The organism is Pseudoduganella aquatica, assembly GCF_009857595.1.
In the GTDB taxonomy this organism is placed as follows: domain Bacteria; phylum Pseudomonadota; class Gammaproteobacteria; order Burkholderiales; family Burkholderiaceae_D; genus Rugamonas; species Rugamonas aquatica_A.
Genome location: NZ_WWCU01000022.1, coordinates 18,669 through 43,925 on the forward strand (window position 1 = coordinate 18,669; position 25,257 = coordinate 43,925).

Annotated in this window: 20 protein-coding genes; 11 read left to right on the plus strand and 9 right to left on the minus strand. The window is 66.3% G+C overall.

All coding sequences use genetic code 11. The features are described 5' to 3' along the window. Positions 1-103: 103 nt before the first annotated feature. Positions 104-751 carry a hypothetical protein gene (locus GTP77_RS18495; protein WP_161073625.1) on the minus strand — a complete coding sequence of 216 codons (648 nt, stop codon included), beginning with the start codon at positions 749-751 and terminating at the stop codon, positions 104-106. Positions 752-890: 139 nt separating this feature from the next. Between GTP77_RS18495 and tal the strand changes: the two genes are divergently transcribed. From tal to GTP77_RS18525, 6 genes are all read left to right on the plus strand, one after another. Next, the gene (gene tal, locus GTP77_RS18500) at positions 891-1,826 is read left to right on the plus strand and encodes a transaldolase (RefSeq protein ID WP_161073626.1); all 936 of its coding nucleotides are present in this window, start codon (positions 891-893) and stop codon (positions 1,824-1,826) included. Between the two features lie 153 nt (positions 1,827-1,979). After that, a complete protein-coding gene (locus tag GTP77_RS18505) occupies positions 1,980-3,227 on the plus strand; it encodes an efflux RND transporter periplasmic adaptor subunit (protein ID WP_161073627.1) in 1,248 nt (415 codons plus the stop codon). A 12-nt stretch (positions 3,228-3,239) separates the two neighbouring features. Beyond that, positions 3,240-6,386, plus strand: a complete 3,147-nt coding sequence (locus GTP77_RS18510) for an efflux RND transporter permease subunit (protein WP_161073628.1) — start codon at positions 3,240-3,242, stop codon at positions 6,384-6,386. Continuing rightward, the gene (locus tag GTP77_RS18515) at positions 6,383-7,825 is read left to right on the plus strand and encodes an efflux transporter outer membrane subunit (RefSeq protein ID WP_161073629.1); all 1,443 of its coding nucleotides are present in this window, start codon (positions 6,383-6,385) and stop codon (positions 7,823-7,825) included. The genes GTP77_RS18510 and GTP77_RS18515 overlap by 4 nt, the downstream gene beginning before the upstream one ends. 139 nt (positions 7,826-7,964) lie before the next feature. Then, positions 7,965-9,041 carry a patatin-like phospholipase family protein gene (locus tag GTP77_RS18520; RefSeq protein WP_161073630.1) on the plus strand — a complete coding sequence of 359 codons (1,077 nt, stop codon included), beginning with the start codon at positions 7,965-7,967 and terminating at the stop codon, positions 9,039-9,041. A gap of 76 nt (positions 9,042-9,117) precedes the next feature. Beyond that, the gene (locus GTP77_RS18525; RefSeq protein WP_161073631.1) at positions 9,118-10,746 is read left to right on the plus strand and encodes a methyl-accepting chemotaxis protein; all 1,629 of its coding nucleotides are present in this window, start codon (positions 9,118-9,120) and stop codon (positions 10,744-10,746) included. Here GTP77_RS18525 and hemW read toward each other — a convergent pair. The 5 genes from hemW to GTP77_RS18550 all read right to left on the minus strand — a co-directional run bounded on the left by hemW (position 10,682) and on the right by GTP77_RS18550 (position 15,339). After that, positions 10,682-11,944: a radical SAM family heme chaperone HemW gene (gene hemW / locus GTP77_RS18530; RefSeq protein ID WP_161073632.1), complete on the minus strand. Its 1,263-nt coding sequence runs from the start codon at positions 11,942-11,944 to the stop codon at positions 10,682-10,684. The two genes, GTP77_RS18525 and hemW, sit on opposite strands and share 65 nt — an antisense overlap. Then, a complete protein-coding gene (gene rdgB / locus GTP77_RS18535) occupies positions 11,941-12,525 on the minus strand; it encodes an RdgB/HAM1 family non-canonical purine NTP pyrophosphatase (RefSeq protein WP_161073633.1) in 585 nt (194 codons plus the stop codon). The genes hemW and rdgB overlap by 4 nt, the downstream gene beginning before the upstream one ends. A 95-nt stretch (positions 12,526-12,620) precedes the next feature. Further along, positions 12,621-13,355 (minus strand): ribonuclease PH, encoded by a 735-nt coding sequence (gene rph, locus GTP77_RS18540; RefSeq protein ID WP_161073634.1) that lies wholly within the window; start codon positions 13,353-13,355, stop codon positions 12,621-12,623. Continuing rightward, positions 13,352-14,326, minus strand: a complete 975-nt coding sequence (locus GTP77_RS18545; protein WP_161073635.1) for a PP2C family protein-serine/threonine phosphatase — start codon at positions 14,324-14,326, stop codon at positions 13,352-13,354. Before GTP77_RS18545 ends, rph begins: the two co-directional genes overlap by 4 nt. 23 nt (positions 14,327-14,349) lie before the next feature. Further along, complete coding sequence (locus GTP77_RS18550) at positions 14,350-15,339, minus strand: serine/threonine protein kinase (RefSeq protein ID WP_161073636.1); 990 nt, start codon at positions 15,337-15,339, stop codon at positions 14,350-14,352. An 89-nt stretch (positions 15,340-15,428) separates the two neighbouring features. Between GTP77_RS18550 and GTP77_RS18555 the strand changes: the two genes are divergently transcribed. From GTP77_RS18555 to GTP77_RS18570, 4 genes are all read left to right on the plus strand, one after another. After that, positions 15,429-16,319, plus strand: coding sequence for a YicC/YloC family endoribonuclease (locus tag GTP77_RS18555; RefSeq protein ID WP_161073696.1), 891 nt, complete (start codon positions 15,429-15,431; stop codon positions 16,317-16,319). A gap of 170 nt (positions 16,320-16,489) precedes the next feature. After that, a complete protein-coding gene (locus GTP77_RS18560) occupies positions 16,490-18,502 on the plus strand; it encodes a glycoside hydrolase family 43 protein (RefSeq protein ID WP_161073637.1) in 2,013 nt (670 codons plus the stop codon). 86 nt (positions 18,503-18,588) lie between these two features. Further along, positions 18,589-20,691 (plus strand): TonB-dependent receptor family protein, encoded by a 2,103-nt coding sequence (locus GTP77_RS18565; protein ID WP_161073638.1) that lies wholly within the window; start codon positions 18,589-18,591, stop codon positions 20,689-20,691. A gap of 140 nt (positions 20,692-20,831) precedes the next feature. Next, a complete protein-coding gene (locus tag GTP77_RS18570; RefSeq protein WP_161073639.1) occupies positions 20,832-21,557 on the plus strand; it encodes a transporter substrate-binding domain-containing protein in 726 nt (241 codons plus the stop codon). Here the strand turns inward: GTP77_RS18570 and GTP77_RS18575 are convergent. From GTP77_RS18575 to GTP77_RS18585, 3 genes are read right to left on the minus strand one after another with little or no spacing between them, the layout of a single operon-like run. After that, entirely contained in the window at positions 21,554-22,750 is a 1,197-nt protein-coding gene (locus GTP77_RS18575; protein WP_223149368.1) for a serine hydrolase domain-containing protein, read from the minus strand. The two genes, GTP77_RS18570 and GTP77_RS18575, sit on opposite strands and share 4 nt — an antisense overlap. A 28-nt stretch (positions 22,751-22,778) precedes the next feature. Further along, positions 22,779-23,756, minus strand: coding sequence for an alpha/beta hydrolase family protein (locus GTP77_RS18580; RefSeq protein ID WP_161073640.1), 978 nt, complete (start codon positions 23,754-23,756; stop codon positions 22,779-22,781). Positions 23,757-23,772: 16 nt separating this feature from the next. After that, entirely contained in the window at positions 23,773-24,345 is a 573-nt protein-coding gene (locus GTP77_RS18585; RefSeq protein ID WP_229202257.1) for a TetR/AcrR family transcriptional regulator, read from the minus strand. A 73-nt stretch (positions 24,346-24,418) separates the two neighbouring features. On the opposite strand from GTP77_RS18585, the gene GTP77_RS18590 reads away from it, so the two are divergent. Next, positions 24,419-25,252: a DUF72 domain-containing protein gene (locus tag GTP77_RS18590; protein ID WP_187358765.1), complete on the plus strand. Its 834-nt coding sequence runs from the start codon at positions 24,419-24,421 to the stop codon at positions 25,250-25,252. Positions 25,253-25,257 lie beyond the last annotated feature (5 nt).

Sequence of the window (25,257 nt, forward strand, 5' to 3'; positions counted from 1 at the left end):
AATCATGATTAACTCCTTTCGTCTGTGGCTCTGGTTAAAGGGATGTCTACATTATCGAAACAGCCACGGTTTGGCAAGCGGTATTTCCAGCTCCCGGAAGATGCTAGAAGTGGTTGCGCAACAGCACGCCCAGCAGCAAGCCGCTGTTGGCCATGATGTAGGCAATGATCCAGCGCCGCTCGCGGGCCATTTCATAGATCAGGGCGTCGATCCGCTCGGTCTGCTTGCTGATCGCACCTTGCAAATCAGTACGCTGATCCCGCAGCGCCTGACTGAACTCGGTACGCAGTCCTCCCATAGTTTGGCTGAAATCGGTACGCTGGCCCTCCAGCGCCTGGCTGAAATCGGTACGCAGTCCTCCCAGTGCGTGGCTGAACTCGGTACGCTGGCTCCCAAGAGCCTGGCTGAACTCGGTGCGCAGCCCTGCCAGCGCCTGGCTGAACTCGTCGCGCGTCAGCCGTAACTCCTGCTTGAACTCCTCACGCTGCAGGCGTAATTCTTGACGGAATTCATCACGCTGCTCCCGTAAGGCCTGCTTGATGTACTCGCGCTGCTCGCTCAAAGCCTGGTCAAAACAGACCCGCTGGGCATTCAGCGCGTGTGTGAATTCACTGCGCATCGCATCGACTGAGCGCTGCAGCGAACCCAGCGAAGTAAGGACATTGTCCATGTTGACCTCCAGCCTGACGATACGGACCTCATGCCCATGTTCGTCAGCGGCGGAACCCATGTCAAGCGGCGAGGCATTCATTTTTGCGCTCCTGTCCGATAGATCCTTCCATTTTGGCCCCCGCCGGCCAGCCTGCCTTGACGGGGCGCAAACGTGCGCCGTGGATTGTGTACAATATGACACCCAGTCCATAACCTCAACAGCAGCCCTGCGCGCAACCATGAACCAACTCGAACAGCTCAAGCAATACACCACCGTTGTTGCCGACACCGGCGATTTCCAGTCGATCAAGGCCTACACCCCGCGCGACGCCACCACCAACCCTTCGCTGATCCTGAAGGCCGTGCAGAAGGACGAGTACAAGCCGCTGCTGCAAAAAGCGGTGCGCGACAATCCGGACGCGTCCACCGGCGACATCATCGACCACCTGCTGATCGCCTTCGGCACGGAGATCCTGAAGATCATTCCGGGCCGCGTCTCCACCGAGATCGACGCCAAGCTGTCCTTCGACACCGCCGGCAACGTGGCCAAGGGCCGCGAGCTGATCGCGCTGTACGAAAAAGCCGGCATTCCGCGCGAGCGCGTGCTGATCAAGATCGCCTCCACCTGGGAAGGCATCCGCGCCGCCGAGATCCTGGAAAAAGAAGGCATCCGCTGCAATATGACGCTGCTGTTCTCGCTGAGCCAGGCCATCGCCTGCGCCGAAGCGGGCGCCCAGCTGATTTCGCCTTTCGTCGGCCGCATCTACGACTGGTACAAGAAAAGCACCGGCATCGACTACGTGGGCGCGGAAGATCCGGGCGTGCAGTCGGTCAAACGCATCTACAACTACTACCGCAAGTTCGGCTACAAGACCGAAGTGATGGGCGCGAGCTTCCGCAACACCGGCCAGATCCTGGAACTGGCCGGCTGCGACCTGCTCACCATCAGCCCGGACCTGCTGCAAGCGCTGGCCGACGCCAACACCCCGGTCGAGCGCAAGCTGAGCGCGGCCGACAGCGCCAACGCCACCATCGGCAAGATTGCGGTCGATGAAAAAACCTTCCGCTTCATGATGAACGAAGACGCGATGGCGACCGAAAAACTGGCCGAAGGCATCCGCGCCTTCTGCGCCGACTCGGGCAAACTGAAGCAAATCATCTCCGGCATGCGCTGATCTTCCCGCAGCGCGGAACAGGCCAGGCCCACCGATGTGCGCCTGGCTTTTTTTACGTTTGGGGTGCGGAATCTGTACAAAACGTTACATTTGTCAGTGTTATACAATGTCCCGCACATCTGCATACCTCAACACACAACTCAAGAGACATCTATGAGATCAGTCCCTCGCTGCACTCCCGTCGCCGCCGCCATCATCACCCTCTCCATGCTTGCTGCCTGCGGCAAGAAAGATGACAAGGCGGGCGGTGCACCGCCGCCACCGCAGGTCGCCGTCTACACCGTCGCTCCGGCCACCGTCACCCTCTCCACCGAACTGCCAGGCCGCCTGGAAGCATCGCGCGTGGCGCAGGTGCGTGCGCGCACACCGGGCATCGTGCTGCAGCGGGTGTACAAGGAAGGCACCGACGTGAAGGCGGGCGAGATCCTGTTCCGCATCGACCCGGCCCAGTTCCAGGCCTCCTACGACAGCGCGCAAGCGGCCGTGGCCAAGGCCGAGGCCAACCTGGCGCAGGCCGAGCTGAAAGTGAAGCGCTACAAGCCGCTGCTGGCCGCGCAGGCCGTGAGCAACCAGGAATACGACGACGCGGTCACGTCACAGAAGCAGGCCGCCGCCGACCTGGCCACCACCCGCGCCGCCCGCACCACCGCCGGCCTGACGCTGGGCTACGCCACCGTGACCTCGCCCATTTCCGGCCGCGTGGGCCGCGCGCTGGTGACCGAAGGCGCGCTGGTGGGCCAGGGCGAAGCGACGCCGATGGCCACCGTGCAGACGCTGGACCCGATTTACGTGACCATCACCCAGTCGTCGACCGACGTGCTGCGCCTGCAGCGCGCGCTGGCGGCTGGCAAGCTGAAAGGCGCAGGCAACGGCGCCGCCAAAGTGACGCTGGTGACCGAGGACGGCCAGCCTTACCCGCAATCCGGCAAGCTGCTGTTCTCGGACGTGGCGGTGGATGAAACCACTGGCTCCGTATCCATGCGCGCCGAGTTCCCGAATCCGAACCGCAGCCTGCTGCCGGGCATGTACGTGCGCGCGCGGCTGGAACAGGCGGTCAACGAGGCGGCGCTGCAGGTGCCGCAGCAGGCCGTGGTGCGCGGTCCGGAAGGCGCCACCGTGATGGTGGTCGGCGCCGACAACAAGGTTACCGCCGTGCCGGTGAAAGCCGATGCGGCGCAGAACGGCAGCTGGATCGTCAGCTCCGGCCTGAAAGGCGGCGAGCGCGTGATCGTGGAAGGCTTCCAGAAGACCAAGCCGGGCGGCACCGTGACGCCGGCGCCGTGGAAGGGACCAGTTGAAGCGACGCCTGGCGCTGCGCCGGCTAGCGCTGCACCTGCGGCTCCAGCAGCTCCTGCGGCACCTGCGGCGCCGGCCGCTGCCGCGCCTGCGGCCAGCAAATAACCGGGAGCTCAGATGGCAAAATTCTTCATCGACCGCCCCGTCTTCGCGTGGGTGATCGCCCTGTTCATCCTGCTGGGTGGCGCGCTGGCGATTACCATGCTGCCGGTGGCGCAGTACCCCACCATCGCGCCGCCGTCCATCGTCATCACCGCCAACTACCCGGGCGCCACCGCCCAGGTGCTGGACGACGCGGTCACCAGCGTGATCGAACAGGAAATGAACGGCGCCGACGGCTTGCAGTACGTCGAGTCGCAGAGCGAGGCCAATGGCTCGGTCACCATCACCGTGACCTTCCTGCCCGGCACCAATCCCGACCTGGCCGCCGTGGACGTACAGAACCGCATCAAGCGCGTGGAATCGCGCCTGCCGCAGGCTGTGACGCAGCAGGGCGTGCAGGTCAACAAGGCGCGCTCCAACATCCTGATGTTCGTGGGCGCGTCCTCCAACGACGGCTCGATGGACCCGGCCGCCATCGGCGACTACCTGGCCCGCAACGTGGTCAACGAGATCAAGCGCCTGCCGGGTGTGGGCCAGGCCCAGTTGTTCGGCACCGAGCGCGCCATGCGCGTGTGGGTGGACCCGGCCAAGCTGGTGGGCTACAAACTCACCATGGCCGACGTCACCACCGCCATCCGCGCACAGAACGCGCAGGTCACCGCCGGTACGCTGGGCGACCTGCCCTCGCCGCGCTTCCAGACCTACTCCGCGCCGGTGGTGGTGCAAGGCCAGCTCACCTCGCCCGAGGAATTCGGCAAGGTGGTGCTGCGCGCCAGCGGCACCGGCGCCACCGTGCGCCTGTCGGACGTGGCCAGGATTGAAATGGCCGGCGCCAACTTCAACATCAGCGCGCGCCTGAACGGCAAGCCTTTCGTCGCCATCGCCGTGCAGCAGTCGCTGACCGGCAACGCGCTGGCCACGGCGGAGCTGGTGCGCAACAAGATGGAGGAGCTGTCCAAGTTCTTCCCTCCCGGCCTGACCTACACCGTGCCTTACGACACCTCGCTGTTCGTCAAGATCTCCATCGAGGAAGTGGTCAAGACCCTGCTGGAAGCGGTGCTGCTGGTGTTCATCGTGATGTACGTGTTCCTGCAGAACTTCCGCTACACCCTGATCCCCACCATCGTGGTGCCGGTGGCCCTGCTGGGCACCTTCGCCGTGATGCAGCTGGCCGGATTCTCCATCAACGTGCTGACCATGTTCGGCATGGTGCTGGCCATCGGCATCCTGGTCGATGACGCCATCGTGGTGGTGGAAAACGTGGAACGCATCATGAGCGAGGAAGGCCTGTCGCCGCGCGAAGCAACGCGCAAGGCCATGTCGCAGATCACCGGCGCCATTATCGGCATCACGCTGGTGCTGATCGCCGTGTTCATCCCCATGGCCTTCTTCGGCGGCGCCGTGGGCGCGATCTACCGCCAGTTCTCGCTGTCCATGGTGTCGTCCATGGTGTTCTCGGCGCTGATGGCGCTGACGCTCACGCCGGCCCTGTGCGCCACCATCCTGAAACCCGTGGAAGCGGGCCACCACCACGAGAAGAAAGGCTTCTTCGGCTGGTTCAACCGCAGCTTCGCCAAGACCGCCACCGGCTACCAGGGCGTGATCGCCAGGATACTGACCCGCACCGGCCGCTACATGCTCATCTTCCTGCTGATCTGCGGCGTGGTGGGCTGGCTGTATGCGCGCCTGCCGTCGTCCTTCCTGCCGAACGAAGACCAGGGCTACATCATCACCAACGTGCAGCTGCCGCCCGGCGCCTCCAAGAGCCGCACCGAAGCGGTGCTGAGCAAGGTGGAGGAATACCTGGCCAAGCAGCCCGGCGTGGCGCGCACCATTGCCGTGGCGGGCTTCAGCTTCTCGGGCAACGGCCAGAACGCCGGCCTGGTGTTCGTGCCGCTGAAGGACTGGAGCGAACGCGGGCCGGAAGACACGGCCGACAAGATCGCGGGCCGCGCTTTCGGCGCGCTGTCCGGCATTGCGGACGCCATCATCTTCCCGCTCAGCCCTCCGCCCATCCGCGAACTGGGCAACGCCACCGGCATCACCGCGCGCCTGCAGGACCGCAGCTCGCAAGGCCACGCGGCGCTGGTGGCCGCGCGCAACCAGCTGCTCGGCATGGCCGGCAAGAGCGAGATCCTGGCTGGCGTGCGTCCCGAAGGCCTGGAAGACGCGCCGCAGCTGCAAGTCGACATCGACCGCGACAAGGCCAACGCCCTGGGCGTGGCCTTCGCCGACATCAACAGCGCGCTGTCCGTGGCCTTCGGTTCGAGCTACGTGAACGACTTCACCAGCAGCGGGCGCCAGCAGCGCGTGGTGGTGCAGGCCGACGCGCCGCAGCGCTTGCAGCCGGAAGACCTGCTGCGCCTGAACGTGCGTTCGGCGTCCGGCTCCATGGTGCCGCTGTCGTCCTTCGCCACGTCGAAGTGGATCAACGGTCCGGTGCAGCTGGTGCGCTACAACGGCTACCCCGCCATCAAGCTGACCGGCAACGCGGCCCCGGGCCGCAGCACCGGCGAGGCCATGGCCGAACTGGAACGCCTGGCGACGCAGCTGCCGCCAGGCTTCGGCATCGAATGGACCGGCCAGTCGCTGGAAGAAAAAACCTCGGGCTCGCAGGCGCCGGCGCTGTTCGCGCTGTCCATGCTGGCCGCCTTCCTGGTGCTGGCCGCGCTGTATGAAAGCGAATCGATCCCGGTGGCGGTGCTGCTGGTGGTGCCGCTGGGCGTGCTCGGCGCGCTGCTGGGCGCCACCATCCGCAGCCTGCCCAACGACGTATACTTCAAGGTGGGCCTGATCGCGATTATCGGCCTGTCGGCCAAGAACGCGATCCTGATCATCGAGTTCGCCAAGGACTTGCAGGCGCAGGGCAAAGGCCTGGTCGAAGCCACGCTGGAGGCGGTGCACCTGCGCTTCCGCCCCATCATCATGACGTCGCTGGCCTTCATCCTCGGCGTGCTGCCGCTGGTGGTTGCGAGCGGCGCGGGTTCGGCCAGCCAGCGCGCCATCGGCACCGGCGTGATGGGCGGCATGATCACCGCCACGGTGCTGGCGGTGTTCCTGGTGCCGGTGTTCTTTGTCGTGGTGCGCAAGATATTCAAGGGAAGCGAACGCCAGCGCCGCCTGGCCGCGCATGAACTCGACCTCCCGGAGAAAAAAGTATGATGAAGACTGACTACAAGCTTGGCGCATTGACATCGGTTGCAGCGGCTGCGGCGCTGCTGCTGTCCGGCTGCTCGCTGTCGCCCACCTACCAGCGTCCCGATGCGCCGGTGGCTGCGGCCTACCCTGCGGCGCCAGCGGCTGCGGGCGGCGCCGCCAGCATCGCCACGGCTGGCAAGCCCGCCGCCGATACCGGCTGGCGCGAGTTCTTCCGCGACGAGCGCCTGCAGCAGCTGATCGCCACGGCGCTGGAATACAACCGCGACCTGCGCACTGCTGCGCTGCGCATCGAGGAAGCGCGCGCGGCCTACAACATCCAGTCGGCCGACCGCCTGCCCACGCTGAACGGCACGCTGGGCGGCAGCCGCGTGAAGACGCCGCGCTCGGTGTCCGCCACCGGCGCCGACATCACCAGCACCCGCTTCGACGCCGGCGTGGGCATCTCGTCCTTTGAGCTGGACTTCTTCGGCCGCGTGAAAAGCCTGAACGACGCCGCCCTGGCCGCCTACCTGGCCACAGACGAAGCGCGCCAGGCGGCGCAGATCAGCGTGGTGGCGGAGGTGGCGAAAGCCTACTTCACCGAACGCGCCTATGCCGAGCAGTACAAGCTGGCGCAGCAGACCTACGATGCACGCGCGCGCACCTACCAGCTCACGCAGCAGCGCCTGGAAGTGGGCGCCTCCTCGCGCCTGGACCTGCGCTCGAATGAAACGCTGATGGAAACGGCGCGCGTGGCCGCCCTCACGCTGGCGCGCCAGCGGGCGCAGGCGGAGAACGCGCTCACGCTGCTGGTGGGCCAGGCGCCCGCCTCGGCCGCCAGCGGCGCCATGGCCAGCGACGCCGCCATCGACGCCATGAGCGCGGTGCCGGAAGGCTTGCCGTCCGAGCTGCTGGCGCGCAGGCCGGACATCCGCGCCGCAGAGCAGCGGCTGAAGTCGGCCAACGCCAATATCGGCGCGGCGCGCGCGGCCTTCTTCCCGCGCATCAGCCTGACGGCGGCCATCGGCAGCAGCAGCCCGGACTTCTCGGGACTGTTCGACAGCGGCACCGGCAGCTGGTCCTTCGTGCCGCAGCTGGTGCTGCCCATCTTCGACGCCGGCCGCAACCGCGCCAATCTGAACCTGAGCGAAGTGCGCAAGAACATCGCCGTGGCGGACTATGAGAAGACCATCCAGACCGCGTTCCGCGAAGTGGCCGATGCGCTGGCAGCGCGCACCTACCTGGGCAGCCAGGTGGCAGCGCAGCGCGCCGTGCAGGATGCGCAGGCGGACCGTCTCAAGCTGCTCCAGCTGCGCTTCGACAACGGCGTGGCCAGCTCGCTGGACGTGCTGGACGCGCAGCGCGAGCTGTTCAGCGCCGAGCAGTCGCTGGTGCAGGCGCGTTTGCTGCGCACCACCAGCGCCATCGAACTGTACCGGGCGCTGGGCGGCGGGCTGAAGTAGCGCCGCCTCCGCGGCGGGTTACGCTGCGCTAACCCGCCCTACGCGGCGCCACAGCCATCGGTAATATGCAACGTAGGGCGGGTTAGCACGCAGTGCGTAACCCGCCAATGCAAGCACGCCGCTGCGTTAAAATATTCCCATGACTTCCTCCCCCATCACCATCCGCCTCGGCCAGCGGGCGCGCCAGCGCATTGCGGCCGAGGGCATGCAGGCGGCCGACGTGGCCATCATCCCGGCTGCGGCAGGCGGCCCGAAAGGCCTGATCCTGCATGGCCTGGACCGCTGGCTGTTCGGCGACTTCCTGAAACAGGCGCCGCGCCAGCGCCGCCTGATCGGCGCGTCCATCGGCGCCTGGCGCATGGCCGCCGCCGCCTTCCACGATCCGGACGCGTCGCACCGCCGCCTGGCCCGCCTGTACACGCACCAGCGCTACCCGGCCAAGGTGGACGCGGCCTACGTCAGCAATACCTGCCGCGCCCTGCTCGACGAGCTGCTGGACGGGCGCGCCGCCGAAACACTGAACAACCCGCAGTACTCGCTGTCCATCATCACCGCGCGCGGCGTGGGGCCGCTGGCGCAGGCGGCGGGCAACCGCTGGCGCGAACTGTCCGGCTTTTTGCGTGCCGCAGCAGGCAACGCGCTGTCGCGCAGCCGCCTGGCCGGCGCCATGGAACGCGTGGTCTTCCACGACGCGCGCGACAGCCAGGACTGGCTGCGCCAGGAATTCGACGCCTTCGCCAACCACTTCGTGGGCCTGTCCGAACACAATCTGCGCGACGCGCTGCTGGCTTCCGGCTCCATTCCCATGGTGCTGGAAGCGGTGTCAGGCATTGCCGGCGCCCCCGGCGGCGCCTACTGGGACGGCGGCCTGATCGACTACCACCTGCACCTGCCCTACCAGCGCGACCCAGGCCTGGTGCTCTACCCGCACTTCAGCGACTACATCGTGCCCGGCTGGCTGGACAAGTCCATGCCCTGGCGCCGCGCGCGCGACGCCGCCGTGGACAACGTGATCCTGGTATCGCCGTCCAAGTCCTTCCTGGCCACGCTGCCCAACGGGAAAATGCCGGACCGCGCCGACTTCAAGTTCTACGGCCAGGACCACGACACCCGCATCCGCGACTGGACCCGCGCCATCGGCGAGAGCGAGCGCATGGCGGAGGCCTTTGCACGCTGGTGCGACAAACCGGACCTGTCCCGGACCGTCCCGTTCTAAAAACAGTTGCCCCCTGGCCGCCAGTCGGCGCATACTCGTCGAAGCCGATGAGCGGCCGACTTGACGGGGGGATTCCATGAATTTTCTGTCCAATATGCGCATCACCACCCGGCTCGCGGCCGGGTTCACCATCGTGCTGGCGCTGTCCGTGGCCGCCACCGGCTACGCCCTGGTGCAAGCGCGCGCCACCGCCGAAGCCACCAAGCAGATGATGGCCAATCCGCTGGCGACCGAGCGCCTGGTGTCCGACTGGTATGTGCTGATCTACTCCGCCATTGCGCGCACCGCGCTGTTCGCCCGCACCACCGACGAGAAACTGCCCGTGGTGTTCGCCGACGTGGTGGCCGACAGCACCAAGCGCGGCTCGGCGCTCATCAAGAAGATCGAGGATCTGCTCGACACCGACGAGGAAAAGGAAATCATGAAATCCATCGTCGGCATGCGTAACAAATATCAGGACGCCAAGAACAAGGTGATGGACGCCAAGAAGGCCGGCGACGCCGCCGAATCGGAGCGCGCTTTCAAAGACGTGTTCATGCCCGCTGCGGAGACCTACCAGAAGCGCGTGCTGTTCCTGCTGGAGCACCAGCGCAAGGACATCGACGACACCGCCAAGGCCATCGACGCGGCCAACACCCGCAGCACCATACTGATGTCCGTCATGGGCGTGCTGCTGCTGGCTGCCGGCGCGCTAGCCGCCTACATCATCTCGCGCAGCATCACCCAGCCGCTGCGTTCCGCGCTGGCGGTGGCCTCCACCGTGGCGCAGGGCGACCTCACCACCACGTTCAGCAAGGAGAACCCGCGCGACGAAATCGGCGAATTGATGACAGCTTTGCAAACCATGAACGACGCGCTGCGCAATGTGGTGAGCCAGGTGCAGACCGGCACCAAGGCCATCGCCAGCGCGTCCAGCGAGATCGCCTCCGGCAATATGGACCTGTCCACGCGCACGGAAGAGCAAGCCAGCTCGCTGGAGGAAACCGCCTCCTCGATGGAAGAGCTGACCGCCACCGTGCGCCAGAACGCCGAGAGCGCGCGCCAGGCCAACCAGCTGGCGCAGACCGCCTCCGACGTGGCGGTAAAAAGCGGCGCCATTGTCGGCCAGGTGGTCGACACCATGGGCGCCATCGACGCGTCGGCGCGCAAGATCGTGGACATTATCGGCGTGATCGACGGCATCGCCTTCCAGACCAACATCCTGGCGCTGAACGCGGCGGTGGAAGCGGCGCGCGCCGGCGAGCAGGGACGCGGCTTCGCGGTAGTGGCGTCCGAAGTGCGGCAACTGGCGCAGCGCAGCGCGGCGGCGGCCAAGGAAATCAAGGAATTGATCGGCAACTCGGTGCAGCAGGTGAACACCGGCACCACGCTGGTTCAGCAGGCCGGCGCCACCATGAACGAGGTGGTGGCCAGCGTGCGGCGCGTGAACGACATCATGGCGGAGATGAGCTCATCGAGCAACGAGCAAAGCACCGGCATAGAGCAGGTAAACCGCGCCATCACGCAGATGGACCAGGTGACGCAGCAGAACGCCGCCCTGGTGGAGCAGGCCGCAGCGGCGGCCGCCAGCATGCAGGAGCAGGCCGCCAGCCTGGCCGGCGTGGCGGCGTCCTTCAAGCTGGGGAACGAGCAGCCGCGCCTCAGGAACCCAGGAACATCTGCTGCAGGTCGTTCAGGAAGCGCTGTCCTAATTCCGTCGGCTTGATCAGCTTGTAGTCGCGGTACAGCAGGCCCTTGGCTTCGGCCGCGTTGAGCTGCTGCTCGATGGCGTTGATGGACAGGCCGGTGCGCTCGCTGAACAGATTGGGCTCGAAGCCCTCGTGCAGGCGCAGCGTGTTGAGCATGAATTCAAAGCCCATCTCGCCGCGTCCGATCTCATACTCCTCCTGCACCGGGTTGCCGGCCTTGACCGCTTCCATATAGGCTTTGGGCTGCTTGGAGCGCGCCTGGCGCAACACGCGGTGCGGGAACGAGATCTTCGAATGCGCGCCCGCGCCTATGCCCAGGTAGTCGCCGAAGTGCCAGTAGTTCAGGTTGTGCTTGGCGCGGTGGCCCGGCTGCGCGTAGGCCGACACTTCGTACTGGCCGTAGCCCTGGGCGGCGGTCAGCTCGGCGATCATGTCCTGCATGTCCGCGCTGGCGTCGTCGTCCGGCAGCACCGGCGGGTACTTGGCGAACAGCGTGTTCGGCTCCATCGTCAGGTGGTACAGCGACAGGTGCGGCGGCTTGAAGGACATGGCCGTTTCGATATCCTCGCGGGCCTGCTCCAGCGTCTGCGTGGGCAGCGCGTACATCAGGTCCAGGTTGAAGTTGTCGAAGTTGGCCAGCGCAATCTCCACCGCGCGGCGCGCTTCGCCGCCGTCGTGGATGCGGCCCAGCGCCGACAGATGTTCAGCGTTGAAGCTCTGGATGCCGATCGACAGGCGGTTGATGCCGCTGGCGCGGTAGGATTTGAACTTTTCCGCCTCGAAGGTGCCGGGGTTGGCCTCCATGGTGATTTCGGTGTCCGCGTCCATCGGCAGCAAGGTGCGCACGTCCGACAGCAAACGGTCCAGGCCCGCGGCCGACATCAGGCTGGGCGTGCCGCCGCCGATGAAGATGGTGTGTATCCTGCGGCCCCAGATCAGCGGCAGCGCCATTTCCAGGTCGCTGCGCAGCGAAGCCAGGTACTCTTCCTCGGGGAAGCCGCCGCCCTTGGCTTCATGCGAATTGAAGTCGCAGTACGGGCATTTGCGCACGCACCAGGGGAAGTGGATGTACAGCGACAGCGGCGGCAGCGCCGCCAGGTTCAGCGCGCCCGGCTGCAGGTAGTGCAGCGCGGTGCCGGCCGCAGCCTGATTGTGGCCGTGGCTGTGGGTGTGGGTTTGCGCCGCTTTGGCGCCAACAACCTTGATCGGTATCATTTCAGTTTCTCTACCAGGGCGCGCAGGGCCTGGCCACGGTGGGAGAGGCGGTTCTTTTCATCGGCCGTGAGTTCGGCTGCGCACTTGCCGAGTTCAGGGATAAAGAAATGCGGGTCATAGCCAAAGCCGCCGTTGCCGCGCGCCTCGGCGATGATCTGGCCGTTCCAGCGGCCGTCCGCGATCACCGGCTGCGGATCGTCCGCGTGGCGCACGAACACCAGCACGCAGTAATAGTACGCCGATTTGTCGGCGTGCGCGGCCAGGTCCGCGATCAGCTTGGCGCTGTTGGCGGCGTCCGACTTCGGCTCGCCGGCATAGCGCGCCGAGTACACGCCGGGCGCGTTGCCCAGCGCCGTCACGCACACGCCGGAATCGTCCGCCAGCGCGGGCAGGCCGGTCAAACGGGCCGCGTGGCGCGCCTTTTCCAGTGCATTTTCAACAAAAGTATGGTGCGGTTCGTCCGCCTCCGGCACGTTGTACTCGCCCTGGGCGCGCACGTCGTAGCCCACGGTGGCGAGCAGTTCGTTGAATTCCTTGAGCTTGCCCGCGTTGTTGGAGGCGAGGATGAGGCGTTGGGTCATGGCTGATGTCGGCTAGATTTCTGGAGCCGACATTGTAAACCACTGGCAAAATCCGGGGTCAGACCCTTGGGTCTGCCCCCAGCCCTTGGCGGGCCTCAGGCGGCCAGGCCGAGCGCCTGCTTTTGCAGCTTGACCAGGTCGGCGATGCCACCCTGCGCCAGGTCCAGCAGGCGGTTCATGCCGGCGCGGTCGAAGGCGGCGCCTTCGGCCGTGCCTTGCACTTCGATGAAGTGGCCGGCGTCGGTCATCACCACGTTCATGTCGGTGTCGCAGTCCGAGTCTTCCACGTAGTCCAGGTCCAGCACCGGCATGCCCTTGTACACGCCGACCGAGATGGCGGCCACGAAGTGCTTGAGCGGCACCGCGGGAATCGCGCCGCGCTCGACCAGCTTGGAGAAGGCGTCGTAGGCGGCCACCATGGCGCCGGTGATGGAGGCGGTGCGGGTGCCGCCGTCGGCCTGGATCACGTCGCAGTCCAGGTTCAGGGTGCGCTCGCCGAACGCTTCCAGGTCGAAGGCGGCGCGCAGCGAGCGGCCGATCAGGCGCTGGATTTCCTGGGTGCGGCCGCTTTGCTTGCCGCGCGCCGCTTCGCGGTCCATGCGGGTGTGGGTGGAACGCGGCAGCATGCCGTATTCGGCCGTCAGCCAGCCCTGGCCTTTGCCCTTCAGGAAGCCCGGCACCCGGTCCTCGATGCTGGCGGTGCAGATCACCTTGGTGTCGCCGCATTCGATCAGCACCGAACCTTCGGCGTGCTTGGTGTACTGGCGCGTCAGGCGGATGGCGCGCAGCGCGTCGACGGGACGGCCGCTGGGGCGGGATTCAAAACTCATGGGTCGGTCTTTCGGGGTAAGTGTTGGGAGGATTTTTCTATCGCGCCGCGGATCTCGGCAATGGCGCGCTCGATCTCGTCGTCGTCGAAAACGTCGGCTGCCGCCGCAGGTCCGCGCGCCTCGGCCTGGACAGCGCGGCTGATGGTGGTATTGACCTGGTCTTCCGGCAGCATTTCGGTCGAGATCATACTGGACATGCCGACCGCCGTGGTGGGCGCGCCGTCGGCCACGGTGCCGCCCTGCCACATAATGGCCAGCGCGGTGGCGTTGTCGCCGGTGGCGCCGCCGATGGCGACGGCCGTCTGCAGCATGTCCGGCACGGCCCGCACCACGGTCTGGGTGGCCAGGCGGTGCGCCAGGTCCTCGTCGTCCAGCACCGACCACAGGCCGTCGGAACACAGCAGCATCACGTCGCCCGGCAGCATGCTGGCGCGGCGCGACAGCTCCACTTTCGGCAGGCTGGTCGCGCCCAGGCAGTTGTACAGCTTGTTGCGGTCCGGGTGGGTGGCGCGCTCCGAGGCGGACACCAGGCCCTTGGCGATCAGGTTTTCCACATGCGAATGGTCGCGCGTGCGCGCCAGCACCTGGCCGCCGCGCATCCAGTACAGGCGCGAGTCGCCGCAGTGCGCCCACACGGCGATATTGTGCTGGATCAGGCAGGCCACCACGGTGGTGCGCGGGGTTTCCGGCAGGTTGTGCATGGCCTTGTAGCGGTGGATCTCCTGGTGCGCGGCCATGAAGGCCTCCTCCAGGAAGCGCTCCGGCTTCTTCACATAAGGCATGGCCTGCTGCTGGAACAGGGTGGAGATGGTCTGCATGGCAATGGTGGCCGCCACTTCGCCGCGCAAATGGCCGCCCATGCCGTCGGCCAGCACCAGCAGCAGCGCGTCGCGCGTGAAACTGTAGCCCATGCGGTCCTGGTTGACCTTGCGGCCGCCGATGTGGCTTTCCTGATATACGGAGAATTGCATGGTCCCTGGATCGTCCTTATCGGTCAGGATTGCGTGGTCTGCGCAGCGTTCTTGCGTCCAAATCGGCCCAGCAGGCCGCGCACGTGGCCGCCCAGCCGCTCCAGCGTACCGCCCGCCGGGGCCGGCAGCGCCACCGGAGTTTGCAGCACTTTCTGCATTTCGAACAGGCTTTGCGGCCGCGCCAGCGGATCCAGCTGCAGCGCGCGGCGCACCAGCGCCACCAGCTCCGGCGTGTACAGGCCATCCAGTTTGGCGAAATGCCCGTCCATTTTATCCTCCTTGCGGCGCTGGTCGGCCGGCTGCGGCGGCGAACCGACCATGCAGGCGAACATCGACGCGCCTATGCTGTACACGTCGGTCCACGGCCCCAGCGGCTCGGTCTTCACATACAGCTCGGGCGGCGCGAAGCCGGGGGTGTACATCGGCGTGAGCTTGGGCAGGTCGCTATTGATGGTCTGGCGCGCCGCGCCGAAGTCCAGCAGCATGGGCGTGCCGTCGGTGCGCAGATAGATATTGGCCGGTTTCAGGTCCAGGTGCAGCAGCTGGTTGGCATGCACTTCGCGCAGGCCTTTCAGCACCTGGGTGAATATCTGGCGGATAAAAGCTTCCCCCGCCTTGCTGCCCTTGGCGCGCTGCCGCTGTATATATTCTTGCAATGAATGGCCCGATTCATAGGCCATCACCATATACACAGTCTCGTTGGCGCGGAAGAAATTCAACACTCTTACAACATTTGGATGCGAAATCCGTGCCAGCGCCCGCCCCTCCTCGAAGAAGCATTTGAGGCCGATGCGGAACACCGGCAAATTGGCTTTCGCTATGGCCGGAGCCAATTCTCCGGGCTGGCGCAGCGCCAGCGCGCTCGGCAGGTATTCTTTTACCGCCACCGCATTGCCTTCCGCGTCATAGGCGAGGTAAACAATACTGAACCCACCGGACGCAATTTTCTTTACAATGCGATATCCAGCTATTTCCAGCCCATCCGGCAGTGGAGCGTTGTTCTGTGCAGCCATAGGATTTCCTTGCTTCAACATCCGGATTGTGTGGATAAATCACTGTTTTGTAAAGTTTAAATCGGGGACATCCATTGAGCATTTCCAGCATGACAGGCTACGCGGTTGCCACCAGCGAAAGCGCGGCCGGGACACTGACAATAGAAATCAAGAGCGTCAATTCACGTTTTCTTGACTTGCAGTTTCGAATAAACGACGATTTGCGCGCGCTGGAACCCGATTTGCGCACTGCCATTATGGCCGCCATTACGCGCGGCAAGGTTGAATTGCGGCTCAGTTTCGGCCGCAAAGCCGCCGGCGCCGGCGCCACCGCCCTGAATACCCCGCTGCTGGAGGAACTGGCCCGCCTGCAGGCCGAAGTCGGCAAGCATTTCGTCGCCGCCCCGGTCATGAGCGTGGCCGAGCTGCTGCGCTGGCCCGGCGTGGTGGAAGAAGCCCAGATCGGCCAGGAAACCCTGCAAGCGGACGTCGCCGCGCTGACCGCGCGCACCGTGGCCGCCTTCGTCACCAGCCGCCAGCGCGAAGGCGCGGCGCTGGAGGCCATGCTGGTGTCCCGCATCGAATCCATGGAAGCCATCGTCAAGCGCATCACGCCGCTGATCTCGCAAGTGGTGGCGGCCTTCCAGCAGAAAGCCATCGAGCGCATGCAGGAAGCGCTGGGCCTGGCCTGCCAGGGCTCCAACACCAGCCTGTCGCGCCAGGACGCCATGGAGCGCATCCGCCAGGAAGTGATCCTGTACGGCATCCGCATCGACGTGGCCGAGGAACTGGGCCGCCTGTCGGCCCACCTGACCGAAACCCGCCACATCCTGAAAAAAGGCGGCCAGGTCGGCAAGCGCCTGGACTTCATGATGCAGGAACTGAACCGCGAAGCCAACACCCTGGGCGCCAAAGCCTCGGTGAAAGAGCTGGCCGACGCGTCGATGGAACTGAAACTACTCATCGAACAGATGCGCGAACAGGTGCAAAACCTGGAGTAAGGTTTTCGCGTTTCGTTGAATCAGATAATGCCCGCTCGCGTAGCGGGCATTTTTTTTCACGTTCGCCATGCCGAAAAAGCTATCAATGCCGGAAAAAATGTGATCGTTCCCCTCTGAGAAATACGTCAAACTAAACACCCCCTAAAACGTATAACAAAGAGGAGCCGGGGATGTCCCGTTTCATTACGCCGCTTTGCGCGGCGCTTGCGTTGGCTGCGTCTGTTTGCACAAGCCCTTGCCTGGCCAAAGAACCCAGAACCTGGACGGCGGACAATGGCAATGGCACTTACACCAATCCCATTTTCTACGACGAGTTTTCCGATCCCGACATCATCAAGGTCGGCGACGAGTTTTACCTGACCGGCACCACCATGCACACCATGCCTGGCCTGCCCATCCTGCGCTCCAAGGACCTGGTGAACTGGCATTTCGTCGCCTACGCATCGCCCAAGCTCGATCTCGCCCCCGCGTTCCGGCTGGAAGATGGGAAAAACGTCTACGGCCGCGGCATCTGGGCTCCCAGCTTCCGCTATCACAAGGGGAAGTTCTACATCTTCAGCAACGTGAACGGCTACACCACGCAACTGTTCACCGCGACCGATCCGGCCGGCCCATGGACCCAGACGGCCATGAAGCGCTCCTTCCACGACCTCTCCGTCCTGTTCGACGATGACGGAAAAGCTTATGTCATCTGGGGCTATGACGAGGTCAAGCTCGCGCAGCTGAACGAGGACCTGAGCGACATCGTGCCAGGCTCGGAGCGCGTGATCATCAAGAAGGGCTCGGGCATGGGGGAAGGCTCGCATTTCTACAAGATCGACGGGAAATACTTCATCATCTCGGCGTGGTACAACGACCGCATGCGCATGCCCGCCGCGCGGGCGGACCGGCCGGAGGGGCCTTACGAGGTCAATCCCGCGATCAGCATCGACGAGGACTTCGGCCTGCACGAAGGCTACCGCCTGGCCAACAACAAGGTGCCGCCCTTTACCGTGCAGCCGCCGAACAAGGCGCCGAATGGCCGCGTGTCCCTGCACCAGGGCGGCGTGGTGCAGACTCCGCTGGGCGAATGGTGGGGCTTCTCCATGATGGACTACAACTCCGTCGGCCGGCTGGTCAATCTGTCGCCCGTGACCTGGAACGACGGCTGGCCGTATTTCGGCCTGCCGGGCAATCTGGGCCGCACGCCGCGCACCTGGGTCAAACCGAAAACAGCGGCGCCGACGCAGCCGCACGCGCCCTATCAGCGCAGCGACGGCTTCTCCGGCGCCGCATTGCAGCCCTTGTGGCAGTGGAACCACGTGCCGGACAACAGCCGCTGGTCCCTCACGGAACGCCCCGGCAGCCTGCGCCTGCACAGCCTGCCGGCAAAGAATCTGTGGGAAGCGAAGAACACGCTCACGCAGCGCGCCATCGGCCCGGATTCGAGCGCGACCGCCGTCCTGGATCTGAAAGGTTTGCAGCCTGGCGACGTGGCCGGACTGGCCCTGTTCGGCCGGCCGTATTCATGGCTGGGCGTCGAGCAAACTGCCGACGGCCGCCAGGTCGTGCTGTTCGACGAGCAGACGGGCGAACATAGCCGCGTGCCGCTCAAGGCGGAGCGCGTGTGGCTGCGCGTGGATGGCGACTTCATCTCGGAACGGGCGAAATTCAGCTACTCGGTGGACGGCAAATCCTTTGCGCCCATAGGACAGGAGCGCGCCATGGTGTTCCAGCTGCTCACCTTCCAGGGCATGCGCTACGGGCTGTTCAACTTCAACACCGCCGGCGCGGCGGGCGGCTTTGCCGACTTCGACGCCATCGACATCCACGAGCCCCATCCCGCTGGACTGATGCGCCCCATCCCCTTCGGCAAGCAGATCCAGTTGACGGACGCGCCTTCCACCATCCTTTCCGGCGCCTTTGCGGTGCGGGATATGAAGCTGGGCCGTGTCGCCTTGAGCCGCAACGGCCAGTTCCTCACTGTGGATAAGGACGCCAGGCTCACGCTGCAAAGCGGCCAGCCCGGCCCGGCGCAAAGCCTGCAATGGATAGAAACGCCCAATGGCGACCTGGTCTTGATGTCCCTGGTCACGCACCGCTTCATCCGCATCGATCCCAAGACCGGGGCCATCACGGCGGACAGCCCCGGCCCCAATTCGGGTGGCAGCGACGGCAGCCGCTTTGTCTGGAAGCTGAAGTAATAGTAGCCGGCCGGTCGACACTTGCAAATGAGAAGTGTTATCATTCTCATTTATTTGCAAACTTTGCGTCCGCGCCGGCCAACATCATGTCCAAGCTTTCCTCCGCCCTGCCCTTCCGTCCCACCCTGATCGCCGCAGCGGCGGCCGCGCTGGCCATGGCCTCGCCGGCGCTGCGCGCGCAGCAGGCAGAGGGCGCGGTCCCCGACGCCGCGCCGCTGGAAACCATCCAGATCACCGGCAGCTGGCTCGGTTCCGGCCTGCAGAACAGCGTGAAAAACTTCGCCGGCGCGCGCACCGTGCTGCAGAAGGAAGACATCGACAACACCGGCGCCGCCAGCATCGGCGACGTGCTGCGCCGCATCCCCGGCGTGCAGAGCACCGACAATTCCGGCACCGCCGGCAGCACCATCTCCCTCAACATCGGCGTGCGCGGCCTGACCGGGCGCTACTCGCCGCGCTCGACCGTGCTGCTGGACGGCATCCCGCTGGCGGTGGCCCCTTACGGCCAGCCGCAGCTGTCGTTCGCGCCGGTCAGCCTGAACAACATCGAATCGGTGGACGTGGTGCGCGGCGGCGGCGCGGTGCGCTACGGCCCGCAGAACGTGGGCGGCATCATCAACTTCCGCAGCCGCCCGGTGCCGGACACGCCGGGCCTGAGCGGCGACGCCTCGGTGCGCTACAACCACTTCGGCGAAGGCGGCCACAACACCCAGTACAGCGCCTTCGTCGGCTCGCAGCTGGACAACGGCCTGGGCGTGGCCCTGCTGTACTCCGGCATGGACGGCAGCGAATGGCGCGCCGGCAGCGACGAGAAGGTCAACGACCTGGGGCTGAAGCTGCGCTACAAGCTGGACGCGCGCAGCGAGGTGTACGGCAAGCTGAGCTACTACGACGTGACCTCCCGCACGCCGGGCGGCCTGACCGTGGCGCAGTACAACGCCACCCCCTTCCAGAACACCCGCCCCACCGACTTCTGGGACGGCGAGCGCAAGGGCGCGGACGTGGGCTACCTGAACGCGCTGTCGGCCACCCAGGAATTCGAGATCAAGGCCTACTACAACGAGAGCGACCGCCGCAGCGCGCTGATCAACGCCGCCAAGACCCAGCGCACCTACCAGCCGCGCAGCTACCAGGTGCTGGGCATCGAGCCGCGCTACACGCAGCGCTTCGCCGCTGCCGGCCTGACGCACGACCTGACCGTGGGCTACCGCTACCTGCGCGAGCGCGGCGACGACAACAACTATGTGCAGACCGTGGCCACCGGCGCCAACGGCGCCATCTCCACCTTCGTCAACGCCACCGACGCGCACTCCTTCTACGTGGACGACCGCATCGCCTACGGCGCCTGGCGCGTCACGCCGGGCGTGCGCTTCGAGCGCATCAGCTCGGACCGCCTGGACGCGAGCGCCCAGCGCAGCTTCGCTACCGACAACGACAAGGCCCTGCCGTCGCTGAACGTGGCCTACCTGGTCAACCGCGCGCTGACCGTGTTCGCCAACTACCAGACCTCCTTCGGTTCGGTGCAGAACACCCAGCTCAACTCGCAGACGGCCGCCAACCCGCTCAACCCGGAACTGGCCAAGACCCACGAGCTGGGCGCGCGCTGGAAAACCGCCGCCGTGAGCGCCGAAGTCACCGCCTTCCGCCTGAAGTTCGACAACCAGATCATCCAGGTGCCCGGCTCCACGCCGCCCGTGTTCCAGAACATCGGCGCGACCAAGCACGAGGGCGTGGAAACCGCCGTCGACTACAGCTTCGACGACGCCGGCGCATTGGCCGGCCTGAACCTGTTCGCCAACTACAGCTACACCAAGGCCATCCAGGAATCGGGCAGCACCGCAGGCAAGGACGTGCCCTTCTACTCGCGCAACACCGACACCGTGGGCGCGCGCTACCGCATCGGCGCGTGGACCGCGAACCTGTCCAGCACGCACCAGACCAGGCAGTTCTCGGACGCGGCCAACACCGTGGCCGAGGCGGCCAATGCCGGCGTGGGCGAGATTCCCGGCTTCCGCCTGTGGAACGCGCAGCTGAACTGGAAACTGCCGGGCAAGCCGGGATACGAGGTGCTAGCCGGCGTGAACAACCTTGCCGACAAGCGCTACTACACCCGCAACGTGGACGGCAACCTGGGCCGCATGGTGGGCGCGCCGCGCATGGCTTACGTCCAGCTGCGCGTGGCCTACTAAATCCCGCCGGAGCAGGCGGAAGTTTTTGTTACATCACTCGAGGGCATGGCTTTACAATAAGACCTCTTCCCACCGAGGTGCGCATGGTCCGATACGCCGTTTGCCTGCTGTTGCTTGCGTGCGTGCCGCAGGCGGACGCAGTGACATTGCGGCTGTGCGTGGATGAACGCCCCTGGCCGCCCTACCTCACGCCCTCGGGCGACGGCATGGCGCAGCGCCTGCTCAGGGACGCCGCGCAGGAAGCCGGCGCCACACTCGCCACCTATGCCGCGCCGGTGACCCGCTGCCGCGAAGAGATACGCTACAACTCGGCGGACGGCTTTCCCATCGCACCGTACACGCCGGCGCTGCTGCCTTTCATGGCCTTCCCCATGCGCGGCGGCGAACCGGACCCGGCGCGGGCCGTCATGTCGGCCCGCACCCTGGCCTACCGCCGCACCGGCAGCGCCACGCACTGGGACGGCGTCCGCTTCACGCATCTGGTCACGCCGGTGCTGGTGCGTTTCGGCTCGGTGCTGATGATAGACAAGCTGGCCGCCATGGGCGTGCAGACCGACGACAGCGGCAAGACGCTGAGCGCCAACTTCGCCAAGCTGCTGGCGGGGCGGGCCGACATCGTGGTCGGCCTGGAAACGACCGGCCTGGCGCTGCTGGCGCTGCCCGAGTTCGCGGGCAAGATCGAGGCGCTGCCGGCGCCCTTCACCGAGGAAGCCTATTACCTGGGCCTGTCCAAGACCTTCTACGACGCCCATCCCCAACTGAGCGAGCGCCTGTGGGACGCCATCGCCCGCCAGCGCCGCTCGCCCGCCTATCAGCGCGCCTTGCGCAAGGCGCTCGACGAGTCCCTGAAAGGGCAAAAAGACTAAGCCAGCAGCGCCTGGTAGGCCAGGCGCTTGAACTCGAACGTGTAGGGATTCCAGAAGCCCATCTGGCGCTGGGCCATCAGCACGCCCGCGATGTTATGGCGCGGGTTGATCCACCATTGCGTGCCCGCGATGCCGCCCCATTCGAATTCGCCCGTCGAGGCCGGCGGGTCGCCCGCGCCCGGCTGCAAGGTGACCGCGCCGCCCAGGCCGTAGCCCTTGCCGGGCACCGCGCCCACGGTGGGAAAGCCGATGCTGACGCCGGGCGGCAGTTGGTTGCGCATCATGTCGGCCACGGTGTCCGGCCGCAGCAGCGCGGTGGGCGAAGCCGGCAGCAGGCTGCGCAGCAGGGCCACCATGTCCGCCAGGGTGGACACCAGGCCGCCGCCGCCCGAGTAGCGCGCCACCGGGGTCAGATAGGCGCCGGGGAAAGGCGAACCGGCCAGGCGGCGCAGGCCGGGCGCGGTGGGATCGCCCCGGCTGGCGCCCGCGTAGTAGGCGGTCAGGCGCTCGTGCTTTTCCGGCGGAATGACGAAATACGTGTCCACCATGCCCAGCGGCGCGAAGACCGCCTGCGCCAGGTAGCGGTCGAAGCGCAGGCCGCTGGCCACTTCCACCACGCGCGCCAGCACGTCCGACGCAATCGAGTACTCCCACTGTTCGCCGGGATGGAAGGTCAGCGGCAGCGGCGCCAGCGCCTCGATCAGGCCTTCCAGCGAGCTGTCGGCATGCATCACGCGGCTGGCGCTGTAGGCCTGGTAGATCAGGCTGCCGGGATCGAGGAAGCCGTAGCTCAGGCCGGAGCTGTGGCACAGCAGATGGCGCACGGTGATGGAACGTCGCGCCGGTTCGCTGTCGTCCAGCCGCGTGGCGCCGGGGCGCAGCACGCGGCGCCGGCCCAGCGCGGGCAGATAGTTTTCCAGCGGCGCATCCAGCGCCAGCCTGCCCTGCTCCACCAGCTGCATGAAGGCGACGCTGGTGACCAGCTTGGTGTTGGAAAAGACGCGGAACAGATGGTCCTCGCGCAGCGCCACGCCGGCTTCCTTGTCGGCCCAGCCCGTGCAGTGGCGGTCCACCACCTCGCCGCCCGCCAGCAGCGCGCAGGACGCGCCCGCCAGGATTTCCTGGTCCACCCACGCCTGCATGGCGCCGTGGACCGCATTGAATTGTGTGCTCATGCCAGAACGGTAGCGCATGCTGGCCGCCAGTTCAACCCAATCCGGCTCAGACCGGCGGGTGCGGCTGGGGGCGGTCGCGGCCTATGCCGTCGAACCAGTCCAGGGCGGCGGCCCAGAGCGTGTGGGACTGCGGGCGGAAGTAGCCCATGTGGCCGATCTTGCCGATGCCGGACCCGACAGGGTCGATGGTGATGCCGAACCAGGGCGCGTTGCGGTAGCCGCGCATGAAGGCGTCGCGCGAGTTGGGCGGCGCCCACAGGTCGTCCACCGCGTTGACCGCCATGATGGGCGCGCGCACCGTGTCGAAACCGGCCGCCACCTGGCGCATCGCCGGGTCGTCGAAGAAATAGTGCGGGTAGCGGCACCAGTGCTTCCACTGGCGGTACACGTCCAGCGGCAAGTCCTCGCCCATGCCCAGCTTGCTCCACGCCAGGCAGCCTTTCCAGCGCGTCAGCAGCGGGCCGATCACATTCCACATGATTTTCACGCGCACCCGCTCCAGCAGCGGCATCCAGCCGTGCCAGCCGGCGCCGGTGGCGAAGGTGTACAGGCCGTCCACCTTGTCGTGGTTGGGCAGCAGGCCGAAGGCGTGGCCGCCGTAGGAGTGGCCCACCATGCACAGCGGCACAGCCCGACCCGGCCCGGCGCCGCCGCCCTCGCCCGCCACGGCCTCCACCGCCGCCGCCAGATCCAGCCGGCCCCAGTCCAGGTAGTCCATGCGGAAGCCGCGCAAGGTCTTGGGCTTGGACAGGCCGATGCCGCGATAGTCCAGCGTCAGCACAGTGTAGCCCTTGGCGGTCGCGTATTCGGCGAAGCGGCGGTAGAAACCCTGCGGCACGCCGGTGGCGCCGGCCACGATCAGGCGCGCCCGCTCCGGCCCCTGGCTGCGGTAGCGCAGCGCCGCCAGCGCATAGCCGTCGGCCGCGTGCAGGGTGACGCGTTCGGGCTGGCCCGGACCGGATTTGGCGGCGGAGGCGGAAGGCGCGGCGACTGCGGCGGCGAGCTTGAAATGGGCGGTGGTCATGGCTTTCCTCGTGCGTTCAGGGTTGGGCGTCGAGCAGGGACAGCAGGGTTTCGGTGGCCTGCAGCATGGGGGTGGCGTCGTGCGCCACGCGGGCCTGCAGCAGGCCGCCTTCGTAAGCGGCCACCATCAGCGCGGCGATGCCTTGCGCGCGCGCTTCGCCGTGGCCTGCCGCCATCAGCGCGGCGGCGATGCGGGCGCGGATGGCGGCAAAGCCGTCGGCCAGCGCCTGGCGCAGCGCCACGTCGGCCGCCGTCGATTCCAGCGCCACCGCCGCCAAAGGACAGCCGCGCTCGAAGCCGCTGCCGTCCAGGCCGCGCAGCGCGCGCCCTATCCAGGCTTTCATGGCGGTGCGGGCGTCCGGTTCGCTGAGCATGAGCTTGTCGAGCGTGGCGCACATATAGGACACGGTGCTTTCTATGGCGGCCACCGCCAGTTCGTTCTTGCCGCCGGGGAAATGGTGGTAGAGCACGCCCTTGGGCGCCTGCGCCTGCGCCAGGATGTCGCTCAGGCCGGCGCCGTGCAGGCCGGTGTGCTGCAAAGTGTGGATCATGGCGGCGACCAGGCGCTCGCGGGTGGTGGGTGTTGTCATGATTGAATTCTATAGACCGGTCGGTCTAGCGGTCAAGCGCTATCTGACGTTATCATCCAAACAAGGAGGCGGCATGGGAAAACAGATCCGGGTGGGCATAGGCGGCTGGGACTTTGCGCCGTGGCGCGAGACTTTCTATCCCGCCGGGCTGGCGCAGAAGCGCGCGCTGGAATACGCCAGCCGGCAGGTCACCAGCATCGAGATCAACGGCACCTACTACCGCAACGCCAAGCCGGAACACTACGCCAACTGGGCCGCGCAGACGCCGGACGACTTCGTCTTTGCCGTCAAGGCCAGCCGCTACTGCACCAACCGCAAGGCGCTGGGCGAAGCGGGCGAATCGGTGGAGCGCTTCATGGACAGCGGACTCACCGAGCTGGGCGGCAAGCTCGGCCCCATCCTGTGGCAGCTCGCGCCCACCAAGCGCTTCGACCCGGACGAGCTGGAGGCCTTCTTCCAGCTGCTGCCCGCCAAGCTGGGCACGCGCAAGCTGCGCCACGTGCTCGACACGCGGCACGAGAGCTTTATGTGCGAGGACTATCTGAAGCTGGCGCGCCGCCACAAGATCGCCACGGTGTACACGGATTCGGACAAATATCCGTCCTACGCCGACCTGACGGCGGACTTTGTCTACGCGCGCCTGATGTGCGCGCAAGCGGACATCGCAACCGGCTACAGCGAGGCGGACCTGAAGCAATGGGCGGCGCGCGCGGCGCAATGGCAGGCGGGCGGACAGCCTGCGGGCCTGCCCTACGCCGGCCCGCCGGCCGCCGCCAAGGCCGGCACCAAAGCCGCCGGGCGCGACGTGTTCGCCTACTTTATCAACGGCGCCAAGGAGCGCGCGCCGGCGGCGGCGATGCGGCTGCTGGCCGAGCTAAGCAGCGCCAGCAACGCGGTACGTGACTGATGGCA